8 protein-coding genes are annotated in these 12,656 nt (G+C 61.2%); 5 read left to right on the forward strand and 3 right to left on the reverse strand.

The window, feature by feature from the left end; all coding sequences use genetic code 11:
* Both uca and atzF read right to left on the reverse strand, forming a co-directional pair.
* Positions 1–3,633, reverse strand: coding sequence for an urea carboxylase (uca, locus tag Q0Y21_RS02395; protein ID WP_297791176.1), 3,633 nt, complete (start codon positions 3,631–3,633; stop codon positions 1–3).
* A 13-nt stretch (positions 3,634–3,646) separates the two neighbouring features.
* Complete coding sequence (gene atzF, locus Q0Y21_RS02400) at positions 3,647–5,491, reverse strand: allophanate hydrolase (RefSeq protein WP_297791178.1); 1,845 nt, start codon at positions 5,489–5,491, stop codon at positions 3,647–3,649.
* A gap of 347 nt (positions 5,492–5,838) precedes the next feature.
* Here atzF and urtA point away from each other — a divergent pair, with 347 nt between their 5' ends.
* The 5 genes from urtA (at position 5,839) to urtE (ending at position 11,569) form a co-directional block, all read left to right on the forward strand.
* Positions 5,839–7,149 carry an urea ABC transporter substrate-binding protein gene (gene urtA, locus Q0Y21_RS02405; RefSeq protein WP_297791180.1) on the forward strand — a complete coding sequence of 437 codons (1,311 nt, stop codon included), beginning with the start codon at positions 5,839–5,841 and terminating at the stop codon, positions 7,147–7,149.
* A 177-nt stretch (positions 7,150–7,326) separates the two neighbouring features.
* A complete protein-coding gene (urtB, locus tag Q0Y21_RS02410; RefSeq protein WP_297792482.1) occupies positions 7,327–8,895 on the forward strand; it encodes an urea ABC transporter permease subunit UrtB in 1,569 nt (522 codons plus the stop codon).
* A 3-nt stretch (positions 8,896–8,898) separates the two neighbouring features.
* Entirely contained in the window at positions 8,899–10,050 is a 1,152-nt protein-coding gene (gene urtC / locus Q0Y21_RS02415; protein ID WP_297791182.1) for an urea ABC transporter permease subunit UrtC, read from the forward strand.
* Positions 10,047–10,871 carry an urea ABC transporter ATP-binding protein UrtD gene (gene urtD, locus Q0Y21_RS02420; protein WP_297791184.1) on the forward strand — a complete coding sequence of 275 codons (825 nt, stop codon included), beginning with the start codon at positions 10,047–10,049 and terminating at the stop codon, positions 10,869–10,871. The genes urtC and urtD overlap by 4 nt, the downstream gene beginning before the upstream one ends.
* The gene (gene urtE, locus Q0Y21_RS02425) at positions 10,871–11,569 is read left to right on the forward strand and encodes an urea ABC transporter ATP-binding subunit UrtE (RefSeq protein ID WP_297791186.1); all 699 of its coding nucleotides are present in this window, start codon (positions 10,871–10,873) and stop codon (positions 11,567–11,569) included. The genes urtD and urtE overlap by 1 nt, the downstream gene beginning before the upstream one ends.
* Before the next feature lie 263 nt (positions 11,570–11,832).
* Here the strand turns inward: urtE and Q0Y21_RS02430 are convergent, their stop codons facing one another.
* Positions 11,833–12,507: an arylesterase gene (locus Q0Y21_RS02430; RefSeq protein ID WP_297791188.1), complete on the reverse strand. Its 675-nt coding sequence runs from the start codon at positions 12,505–12,507 to the stop codon at positions 11,833–11,835.
* Between the last annotated feature and the right edge of the window lie 149 nt (positions 12,508–12,656).

Raw genomic sequence — 12,656 nt, forward strand, 5'->3', positions numbered from 1 at the left:
TTAGATTTTGATGCTTAGTATAGGTTCTCCCGGGGTGACGGCCTTGCCTGGGGAGGTGTGTAGTGCACTGATTTCTCCGGACTGGGTGGCGTTTATTTCGAATTCCATTTTCATAGCCTCTACGATGACCAATGGATCACCCTCGTTGACCGTATCACCGGGTTTAACCAAACATTTCCAGATATTGCCTGCGATTTCGGCACTGACCAACTCCCCGAATTTCTCCAGATCGGATGCATCTGGTTTCGGAGGTGCCTTGGCCAGTTTATCAAGCTCTTCCGCTTCGCTGTCTTTCCAGAGTGCCACTTCTTTGGCGTAGGCTGCTTGCTGCATTTTCCTGAAGTCGGCAATGGAGTCGGCGTTGGCATCGAGGAAAGTTTGGTGTGATTTCAGATCAAACGTTTCCTCTTCGATCTTCACTTCCAACTGGCCGGCGCGGAACTGGTCGCGCATTTCGTCCAGTTCTTCCTCGGTAACCGGGTAGTAGCATACCTGATCGAAGAACCGTAACAGCCAGGGCGCGCCTTCGGCGAACTGGGGGTTCTTCAGGTATTTGTTCCAGATCGGCAGGGTGCGGCCTACCAACTGGTAGCCGCCCGGGGAGTCCATGCCGTAGATGCACATGTAGACGCCACCGATACCGACCGTGCCTTCCGCCGTGTAAGTCCGGGCCGGGTTGTATTTGGACGTTAGCAGGCGGTGCCTTGGGTCCAGTGGGACCGCACAGGGCGCGCCGAGGTATACATCGCCGAGGCCCAGTACCAAATAGCGGGCCGAGAACAACACATCCCGCACGTCCTCCCGGGTCTGGAGGCCGTTGATGCGCTGCATGAAGTCGACGTTGTTGGGCAGCCAGGGCGCGGTGTCGCGGACGGACTGGCGGTATTTGTCGACGGCTTCGAGGGTGGCGCTGTCTTCGAAGGCCATGGGCAGGTGGATGACGCGGCTGCGGACTTTCAGTTCGTCGGTGGGCGGCAGGGTGCCTTCAAGGTCCAGCAGGTATTCCATCAGCGCCTGCTGTGGCAGCAAGCGAGCGTCGTAGCGCAGTTGCAGGGAGCGCACGCCGGGGGAGAGTTCCAGCAAGCCACCGGGTTGTACGTCGGCGATGGCTTCCATCAGGGCGTGGATGCGCATGCGCACACCCAGGTCCATGACGTTGGGGCCGTATTCCAGCAGGATGTACTGGTCGCCGGCCTGGCGGTAGGTGACTTCCGGGCGGCCTTCTTTCTCAGGCAGGTACGCTAGGATGGTGGCGGACAGGTCGTTCAGCGGCGCCAGGTTCGGGGAGATCAGGTCAACCACCGGTGGAGCCATCAGGCTGTTGATGGCCAGTTCCTGACGTTCGGACAGTTTCACGGCGGTGTCGTTATCGATGGCCACGAAACGGATGGTGTCACCGGGTTTCACCTGACCGACTTTCCACAGCTCGGCCTTGGCGATGGTCACCGGGCACACGAAGCCGCCCAGGCTGGGGCCATCCTTGGTCAGGATCACGGGCATGTCGCCGGTGAAGTTGATGGAGCCGATGGCGTATTCACAGTCGTGAATGTTGGACGGGTGCAGGCCGGCTTCGCCGCCGTCTTCCCGGGTGAATTCCGGTTTCGGACCGTTCAGGCGGATGCCCAGGCGGTTGGAGTTGTAGTGCACTTCCCAGTCCTGCTCGAAGAACTTCTCGATGGACTTTTCGGTGAAGAAATCCGGGGCGCCGTGGGGGCCGTAGAGCACGCCGATTTCCCAGTGGTCTGGATAGTCAGGGATCAGGTCAGGGTCTGCCGGGGCCGGGTCGTGGGTCGGGGCGGTGGTGGTACAGGCGGGCAGGTCGATCTGGCTGATGCCGAGCATGTCACCGGGGCGCAAAGGCCGGCCGCCATGGCCGCCGAACTGGCCGAGGGCGAAGGTGGAGCGGCTGCCCAGGTACACCGGCACGTCAAAACCACCGCGCACGGCCAGGTAGGTGCGGCAGCCCTTGATGGCTTTGCCGACGGCCAGAACCTGGCCGGCTTTCACGGTGATGGGTTTCCAGAACTCCACCGGTTTATCGTCCAGTGTGGCTTCGGTCAGCGCACCGGTCAGCGCCACTACCGAATCCTTATGAAACTTCAGGCTGGGGCCAATCAGTGTGGCTTCCAGTCCGGCTGCCTCATGGTGGTTACCGACAATGCGGTTGGCGATGCGGAAGGCGTAGTCGTCCATCGGACCACTGGGCGGCACGCCGATGTTCCAGTAGCCCATGCGCCCGGGGTAATCCTGCACGGTGGTGTAGGTGCCGGGTTTCACCACCTCGGCGACCGAGGGTTTGAACTCGAAGCTTTCCAGCGCGCGGGTGGAGACAATGCCATCGGCAAAGCTCTTCTGGGCCACCACCTGGCGCAGGTAATCCAGGTTGGTGGCAATGCCCATCAGCCGGGTCTCGGCGAGGGCGGCTTTCAGTTTGGTCAGGGCGTCGTCGCGGTCTTTGCCGTGAACGATCAGCTTGGCGATCATCGGGTCATAATGCGCAGACACTTCGCTGCCGTTTTCCACCCAGCTGTCGACCCGCACGCCGTCCTCCGGCCAGTGCACATCGGTTAGCTCGCCGGGGGAGGGCTGGAAGTCCTTGAGCGGGTCTTCGGCGTAGATGCGCACTTCCATGGACGCGCCGTTCAGCTCCGGCTGGAAGTTCGCCAGATCCGGGCTTTCGCCGGCGGCGATCTTCAGCATCCACTCAATCAGGTCCAGACCGGTGACAGACTCGGTCACCGGGTGCTCTACCTGTAAGCGAGTGTTTACTTCCAGGAAATAGAATTCGTCCCGTTCCTCGTCGTAAATGTATTCCACGGTACCGGCGGAGCGGTAATTCACCGACTGGCCGAGGGACACGGCGGCATCCAGCATTTTCTGGCGGGTGGGCGCCGGCAGGTTCGGCGCCGGGGTTTCTTCCACCACCTTCTGGTTGCGCCGCTGCAGGGAGCAGTCCCGCTCGCCAAGGGCGACGACGTTGCCTTCGCCATCCCCGAACATCTGCACTTCCACATGGCGGGCGCGGGCGATGAAGCGCTCCAGGAACACGCCGCTGTCATTGAAGAAGCTCTGGCCCTGGCGGCGGACGGTTTCAAAGGCTTCCCGCAGTTCGCGGTCGCTGTTGCAGCGGGTCAGGCCGATGCCGCCACCGCCGGCGGTGCTTTTCAGCATTACCGGGTAGCCCAGCTGATTGGCCACGCCCAGGGCTTCGTCCAGACTGTTCAGCAGGCCGCTGCCCGGCGCCAGGGGCACGCCGGCGGCTTCCGCCAGTTCCCGTGCCCGGTGTTTCAGGCCGAATTCCCGCATCTGGGTCGGGGTAGGGCCGATGAAGGCGATGCCTTCCGCTTCGCAGGCTTCGGCGAAGTCTGCATTCTCTGACAGAAAGCCGTAGCCGGGAATAATAGCCGTCGCGCCGGTTGTCTTGGCGGCGGCCAGAATCTGGGCCTTGTCGAGGTAGGTTTCACTGGCGCCGTTACCGGTCAGCGCCACGGCTTCGTCCGCCAGGGTGACGTGCAGGCTGTGGCGATCCTGATGGGAATAGACCGCGACGCTGCCCACGTCCATGGCCTTGAGGGTACGAATGGTGCGTACAGCGATTTCGCCACGGTTGGCGATCAGAACTTTGTTAAACATGGGGCAGATCTCCTTAGGCCTGGCCGGATTTGAGTGCAGTGATGTAAGCGCGCCAGCCACCGAATTCGGTCACGTCGCGGGCGCCTTCAAGGCCGTAGCCTTCGCAGATAAAGCCGTTGACCCAGCGGCCATCGGCCAGCTCGACATTGCCGATGCCCAGAGGCGCAGGGATCAGGTCGACAAAGGAGCCGAATTCGGAACTGGCCATCCGCCACACCTCCACGATCATTTCACAGCCCTCATCCGGGCCGACGCGCTTGAGCCCGGGTTTCGGGGGCGTGGTATTGGGCAGGGCGTAAAGCCGGTAGTTGGCCGAGGTGGTGGTTTGTTCCAGCAGCACCGCGTTGCGCTCGGTAAGCTGAGTATTCAGGGGCATGCCGGTGAGGTGGGCGCCAACCACGGCCACCGTGATAGTGTCCGCCGGAGCCGGGCTGACCGGGAGCTCCTGCGGTCGTTTGCAGTCGGTTGCACCCAGTGGCGTGGGGTGGGCGTTCAGCCACTGGCAGGCCAGCCTTTGCAGTTCCGCGTCTTTCCAGGCGCCGCTGATCAGGGTGACGCCGAAGGGCAGGCCGTCATCCCGGAAGCCCGCCGGAACCGCCAGGGCGCAGAAATCCGCCAGGTTGACGAAGTTGGTGTAGGTGCCCAACTGGCTGTTGAGGGTGACGGGGTCCGCATTCACCGCTTCAATGGTGGGCGCGGTTGGTGCGGTGGGCACCAGCAGGGCGTCGACATCCTGCAACTGCTCATCAATGGCGCGCACCAGCTCTTCCTTGCGGTACAGGGCCTTGAAGGTGTCGGTGGCGCTGAAGTTGCCTGCTTTTTCGATAATGCCTTTAACCACCGGGTTCATGTCACTGGCGTGGTCGGCCAGAAACGCTTCCACCGCGGCATGGCGCTCGGCCACCCAGGGGCCTTCGTACAACAGTGCCGCCAGTTCCAGCAGCGGTGCAAAATCCATCGGTACCAGTTCCACATCCTGCTGGCGCCAGTTGCTGACCGCCGTGTTCCAGGCCGCTTCCGCCTGCCGGTCACCAAACCATTGCGGATGCTCGGGAATCGCCAGGCGTTTGATGGGGCCGCCACGGCGAATGGCGGGGCCATCGTTGGGCAGGTTAGCCGGCGCCTTGCGGGAAAACGCATCGCTCGGCTGATACCCGGCCATGACGTCCTGCAGCGCACCGGCGTCGCCCACCGTCAGCGCAAAAATGGACACACAATCCAGGGATCTGCACGCCGGCACCACACCTTCAATGCTGAACAGACCCTTGGTGGGTTTCAGCCCCACCAGATTGTTCAGCCCCGCCGGCACCCGGCCGGAGCCGGCGGTGTCGGTACCCAGGGCAAAAGGCACCAGACCCCGGGCGACCACCGAGGCGGAACCCGAACTGGAACCACCGCTGACGATTTCCGGCTTGAAGGTATTGGGCACCGCACCATAAGGGGAACGGGTACCCACCAACCCGGTGGCGAACTGGTCCAGATTGGTTTTGCCGATCAGCACCGCGCCGGCGGCTTTAAGGCGGGAGACGGTGGCGGCGTCCCGCTCTGGTGCATACTTGTAGGCGGGGCAGGCGGCGGTGGTCTCAAAGCCCACGGCATCAATGTTGTCCTTCACCGCGAATGGCACACCGTATAAAGGCAGGGCTGCCAGATCGCTGCCGGCCTGTTGCTTTAATTGATCCAGTTCGGCCAGGGCCTTCTTTAAACCGGCCTGGTCGATCAGCGAGATCCAGGCAACATCCTTTTTATTGGAAGTATCCAGGCTGGCGAGCAATTCGCTCAGCAGTGTTTCCGGGGGCTGGCCCTGATCATAGGCGGCGCGCCAGTCCTGAAGTGTCCATCCACGTGTTGAAGGCATGGGTTGTCCTCGTGCAGGTTGTCATCTTGTATACATCCTGATTGGCAATGCCCGTGCCATTTGACGATTTTTCTTTAAAAGCCATACAAAACAATTGGTTAATAAAATGGCGTTCAAAGTTGGTGCGAAAGGGAATGCCCAAGGCCGGTGCGACCGCACCAAAACTGGACCGGAAAACAGGGGGTTGGGTGGGGTTTAGTCCTGCTCTGTGGTGGGAGTGGTGGCTTGTATACTAGATAACTGACTGTTTTATCTGAATATACAGGTAATGTGGAACGGCAGATGCAGAGAGGGAAGTGCGTTTACGACGAACGGCATAACCCAACGAAGATAAAAGGACTCACAACATGAGCATCAAGAAACACGTGAAGCTGGGCCTCTCTGCACTGGCGCTGTCGGTATCCTTCCACGCCATGGCCGCGGAAGATCCCATCAAGGTCGGTATTCTGCACTCCCTGTCCGGCACCATGGCGATCAGTGAAACCGCCCTGAAAGACACCATGGAAATGCTGATCGAACAGCAGAATGCCAAAGGCGGCATCGACGGCCGTCAGCTGGAAGCCGTGGTGGTCGACCCCGCCTCCAACTGGCCGCTGTTCGCCGAGAAAGCCCGCGAGCTGCTGGAAAAAGAGAAGGTAGACGTGATCTTCGGCAACTGGACCTCGGTCTCCCGCAAGTCCGTACTGCCGGTGGTGGAAGAGCTCAACGGCCTGCTGTTCTACCCGGTACAGTATGAAGGCGAAGAGTCGTCCGAGAACGTGTTCTACACCGGTGCAGCGCCCAACCAGCAGGCGATTCCGGCGGTGGACTACCTGAAGAACGAACTGGGCGTTGAGCGCTGGGTTCTGGCGGGCACCGATTACGTGTACCCCCGCACCACCAACAAGATCCTGGAAACCTACCTGAAAGACATGGGTGTGGCCGAAGCCGACATCATGATCAACTACACGCCTTTCGGTCACTCCGACTGGCAGTCCATTGTCTCTGACATCAAGACGTTCGGCAGCGCCGGCAAGAAGACCGCCGTGGTCTCCACCATCAACGGCGACGCCAACGTGCCGTTCTACCGCGAGCTGGGTAACCAGGGCATTGCCTCTTCCGATATCCCTGTTGTGGCCTTCTCCGTGGGTGAGCAGGAACTGACCGGCATCGACACCGGCCCGCTGGTCGGTCACCTGGCCGCCTGGAACTACTTTATGAGCGTGGACAGCGACGCCAACTACGACTTCATCGACGCCTGGATTGAGTACAAGGGCGACGAGAAAGCCGTCACCAACGATCCGATGGAAGCCCACTACATTGGCTTCAACATGTACGTGGAAGCGGTCGAGAAGGCCGGCACCACCGATGTGGACGCGGTGAAAGACGCCATCATCGGCGTGAGCGTGCCGAACCTCACTGGCGGCTACGCCACCATGATGCCCAACCACCACATCACCAAGCCGGTGCTGATCGGTGAGATCCAGGACAACGGCCAGTTCTCCGTGGTCTGGGAAACCTCCTCCACCGTGGCCGGCGATGCCTGGTCCGACTTCCTGCCGGGTTCCCGTGACCTGATCTCCGATTGGCGCGCCCCGCTGAAGTGCGGCAACTTCAACGTCAAGTCCGGTACCTGCGGCGCGTCCGCCGGCGAGCAGGCCCTGGCTGACGCTGAATGATCTGAAGGGGCAACCCTGTAGCAAGTACACCGGGGCAGCGTGACTGCCCCGGTGATCCCGACCTAAGTACCCACGATTCATTTCCAACAACAGGACGGACACATGGGCATCTTCCGATGGCTCACGCCTCTTTGTCTCAAAGCCCTCCATCTCAACCCCCTGGGCCTTGTCTTGCTAATGGCGCTGAGCCTGCCGGCATACAGCCAGACCGAAGCCGATCCGGGGCAGGCGCTGCTCACCAACCTGGCAGACGCCTCATCCAGAGAGATGGACGCCGCCATTGAAGCCATCGTAGACAGCGGTGATCCCCGCGCCAGAGACTGGCTGAATGCCTTCGGCAACAACCGCCTGAGCCGTATCGAGGAAACCGGGCAGGTGGTGGAAGTGCTCCGCAACGTCGGCCGCAACTGGACCATCGCCGACCCACTCACCGGGGAGAACCTGGGCGAGATGTCCCGCCGGGAGCTGGACCGGGTCAACATCAACAACGCCATCCGCGGCAAGCTGGAAGGCGTGCTGGCCATGCTCGACCTGTATTCGGACAACCCCGAGGTTCAGGAAGCCGCCGCCGAAGCCATGATGGGCAAAGTGAACGCCAGTGTGGTGAAACCACTGACCAAATTACTGGAACGGGACCTGCCGGGTCCGATTCGCAATCGCATTGAAGAATCCGTTGCTATCTACCAGCTGGAGCAGGGCGATGCCGAAGCTCAGGCCCAGGCCATCACCGTTCTGACCGGCAGCCTGCACAGCAACGCCCGCGCCGCCCTCAACAACGCCGTGGCCGGGGACGATCCCGCGCTGGCCGCCAGCGCCAAAGAAGCGCTGGTCTCCATCGAACAGAAACTGAAAATGAACCGCGCCGCTGAAACCCTGTATTTCGGGTTGTCCCTCGGCTCGGTGCTGGTGCTGGCGGCCATCGGCCTGGCCATCACCTTTGGCGTGATGGGCGTGATCAACATGGCCCACGGCGAACTGATCATGCTGGGGGCCTACACCACCTGGGGCATGCAGCAACTGTTACCCGGCCAGCCCGGGCTGGCGCTGATCCTGTCCATCCCCGCCGGATTCCTGGTGGCGGCGCTGGCGGGCATTGCCATCGAACGCAGCGTGATTCAGCACCTCAAAGGCCGCCCGCTGGAAACCCTGCTGGCCACCTTTGGTGTCAGCCTGATCCTGCAGCAACTGGTGCGCACGGTGATTTCCCCCCTCAACCGCTCGGTGACCACACCGGAATGGATGAGCGGCTCGCTGGTGATCAACGACGCCCTGTCACTGACCCTCAACCGCATGTACGTCATCGGCTTCGCCCTGGTGGTGTTCGCCGGGCTGATGCTGATCATGCGCAAGACCCGCCTCGGCCTGGAAGTGCGGGCGGTCACCCAGAACCGCGCCATGGCACGGTCCATGGGTATTCGCGCCACCCGCGTGGACATCCTCACCTTTGGTCTGGGCTCCGGCGTGGCCGGACTGGCGGGCGTGGCCCTGTCACAGATCACCAACGTCGGCCCCAACCTGGGCCAGAACTACATCATCGACTCGTTCATGGTGGTGGTGTTCGGCGGCGTGGGTAACCTCTGGGGCACCCTGCTGGCGGGCCTGTCACTGGGCACCATCAACCAGATCCTGGAACCCTGGGCCGGCTCGGTACTGGCCAAGATCATGGTGCTGGTACTGATCATCCTGTTCATTCAAAAACGCCCGAAGGGACTCTTTCCCCAGAAAGGCCGGGCCGCGGAGGGCTGAGTTATGCCGACATCACAAACCTGGCTGCTCCGGCCATTACAGGAGCGTTCCACACAGATATTCCTCGGGGTGCTGTTTGCCGCGGTGGCGCTGGTCACCCTGCTGCACCTGATCATGCCGGAAGGCCATGCGCTGCACGTCAGCGCCTACACCGTCACCCTGCTGGGTAAATACCTGTGCTACGCACTGCTGGCGGTGGCGGTGGATCTGGTGTGGGGGTACCTGGGCATTCTCAGCCTGGGCCACGGCGCCTTCTTTGCCATCGGCGGCTACGCCATGGGCATGTACCTGATGCGCCAGATCGGCGATCGCGGTGTGTATGGCGACCCGGTGCTGCCGGACTTCATGGTATTCCTGAACTGGGATTCGCTGCCCTGGTACTGGCAGGGCTTCGACATGGCCTGGTTCGCCTTCATCATGGTGCTGCTGGCCCCGGGCCTGCTGGCGCTGGTGTTCGGCTTCCTGGCGTTCCGCTCACGGGTGACCGGGGTGTACCTGTCCATCATCACCCAGGCGCTGACCTTTGCGCTGATGCTGGCCTTCTTCCGCAACGAAATGGGCTTTGGCGGCAACAACGGCCTGACCGACTTCCGCGATATTCTCGGTTTCAACCTGCGCACCGATGCCACACGGCTGGGGCTGTTCATCGCCACCGGCATCGCACTGGCCATCGGCTACGTGATCTGCCGCGGCATTGTCACCAGCAAGCTGGGCCGGGTCAGCGTGGCCTGCCGCGATGCCGAAGCCCGCACCCGCTTCCTGGGTTACCGCGTGGAGCGGGTGCAGCTGTTCGTGTTCGTGGTGTCCGCCATGCTGGCGGGGGTGGCGGGGGCGCTGTACGTGCCCCAGGTGGGCATCATTAACCCCAGCGAATTCTCGCCGCTGTTCTCCATCGAGATCGTGGTGTGGGTCGCCCTCGGTGGCCGCGCCACCCTCTACGGCGCAGTGATCGGCGCCATCCTGGTGAACTACGCCAAAACCGTGTTCACCGGCGTCATGCCGGACGCCTGGCTGTTCGCCCTCGGCGGCCTGTTTGTGCTGGTCACCGTGTTCCTGCCCAAGGGCATCGCCGGCCTGTTGCAGAAACGCCAGAAACCGGATGAGGACAGCAACGCCGATCCATCCAAACCCAAACCACAGGAGGCCACTGCATGAGCATGTTCGAGCAACTGACCAACCGCGAGCGCGTGTTCGAATTCCTCGCGCCCGAAGCCTCCCCGGTGGACGTGCGCCACGGCCCGATCCTGTATCTGGAAGACGTGAACGTGAGCTTTGACGGCTTCAAGGCCATCAACAACCTCAACCTCACCATCGACGACGGTGAACTGCGCTGCATCATCGGCCCCAACGGCGCGGGTAAAACCACCATGATGGACATCATCACCGGTAAAACCCGCCCGGACACCGGCTCCGTGTGGTTCGGCAGCCGCCACAACCTGCTCACCAAGAACGAGCCGGACATCGCCAGCCTGGGCATCGGCCGCAAGTTCCAGAAACCCACGGTATTCGAAGCCCTCACCGTGTTCGAGAACCTGGAACTGGCCATGGCCACCGACAAGCGCATCCTGCCCACGCTGACCGCCATCATGAAACCGGAATTCCGCGACCGCATCGACGAGGTTCTGGAAATGATCGGCCTGAAACAACTGCGGGACAAACCCGCCGGCATCCTCTCCCATGGCCAGAAACAGTGGCTGGAAATCGGCATGCTGCTGATGCAGAAACCCCGGCTGCTGCTGGTGGACGAACCCGTAGCGGGCATGACCGAACAGGAAATGGAACGCACCGCCGAACTGCTCACCAGCCTGGCCGGCAAACAGTCCGTCGTGGTGGTGGAGCACGACATGGGCTTCGTGCGTTCCATCGCCCGCCAGGTCACCGTGCTGCACCAGGGCAGCGTGCTGGCCGAAGGCACCATGGACCAGGTCTCCAACGACCCGGAAGTGATCAAGGTATACCTCGGGGAGGAGGCGTAATGCTCAAGATCCAACAGCTCAACCAATACTACGGCGAAAGCCACACCCTCTGGGATCTGGACCTGGACGTACCCCAGGGCCAGTGCACCTGCGTGATGGGTCGCAACGGCGTGGGCAAAACCACCCTGATGAAATGCATCATGGGCGAGGAAACCACCAAAAGCGGCAGCATCGAATTTGCCCAGGATGCGGAACTCACCAAAAAGAAAATCGAAGACCGCTCACGGCTCTGCATTGGCTACGTGCCCCAGGGACGGCAGATCTTCCCGCTGCTGACTGTGGAGGAAAACCTGCGCACTGGTTTGGCTGTGCGTAAGGACGGCAGCAAGAAAATCCCCGAGCGGGTGTATGAGCTGTTTCCGGTGCTGAAGGAAATGCGGCACCGCAGAGGCGGCGATCTATCCGGTGGGCAGCAACAGCAGCTGGCCATTGGACGGGCGCTGGTGATCGAACCCAGGCTGCTGATTCTGGATGAACCGGGAGAGGGGATTCAGCCGAATATTGTGGCGCAGATTGGGGAGGTTATTCGGAGGCTGATCGAAGAAGATGGGTTAACGGTGCTACTGGTTGAGCAGAAGTTGCCGTTTGCACGGAAGTATGCGGATCGGTTTGCGATTCTGGATCGGGGGCGGCGGGTTGCTGAGGATGAGATTGCGGGGCTGACGGATGAACTCATCAAGAAGCACCTGACGGTCTAGCCACCTGGGTATTCTCCCGCCTCGAGAATCCTAAAAGCCCTGACTGTAATGACTCCGTGCCGAGTGATGCTTGGCACGAAGTTTTTGTTTTCGAACTAATTGAGGCGAACTACGCAAATTTGGGGGCAGCTCGACAAAGCATCGGCGATTGGCTATTAAACAAAAGCGGCCAAGATAGGGTTACGATCCGCGGCCACATTATGGTGATTTACGTCGGGAGTTCTGGCCACTTCGTTTTAGTAATAGGTCTGTAACTCATTCTCTTACGGGTCTATCTGAGATTTCAGGCCCGCCTCAGTGAGCGCCGCGGCAATGCCGTCAGCCATCTTGCGATAGCCCCTGGCGTTGGGGTGAATCCGGTCGGCCCGCAGGCCCTCGTCAGAAAGTACCTCGGAGAAAATATCGTCGATCAGCAGGATGCGCTCTTCTTCGGCCAGTTCCTCATAGATGGGCGAGTCTGAGAGGCTGCCCACACTGGCGCCGAACACGGAGAACTCTGGTACCGCTACCAGCACAGGCACGGCTTCGGACCGGCGAACGGCGGTAATGATTTCCCGAAGATGCTCCTTTACCTGACTGGCAGACTGGCGCCGCAGAAAATCATTACCGCCCAGTTCCACAATCACCAGGTCTGGTTCATGTTTCTGAAGCATTCCCGCGATGCGTCCACGGGCTTCACTGGCGGTGTCACCCGGCACGCCGGCATTGACGACCTTCCAGCCGGCTGACTTTGCCAGCAGTGAGGGGAAGTCTTCGCCCTTTCCAGCTCCGGTGCCGTGGGTAACGCTGTCCCCGAATGCCAGTACCACCGAGTCCTGCGCCAGAGGTTGATAGCGAGGCGGCGAATCGCCGCAGGCGGTGAGTAGTAGCGACAACACGAGGAGCATGAATAAACGCAATCGCGGTGCCCCTCCCGCCATGGCATGCTGGGTATTCACAGGTGAACTCCCGTCCGGGTCATATCTGCTTCACGATAGGCTTGCGCCTGAACGGACGCAACTGCTGAATCCCGCTTTAGGAATCTCAGCCCCATGTTCCCGCCAGTTGATCCATGCCAGAAATAACCCAGCATCTAACAGTATCGCTA

It is taken from the genome of uncultured Marinobacter sp., assembly GCF_947259545.1.
Lineage (GTDB): Bacteria > Pseudomonadota > Gammaproteobacteria > Pseudomonadales > Oleiphilaceae > Marinobacter.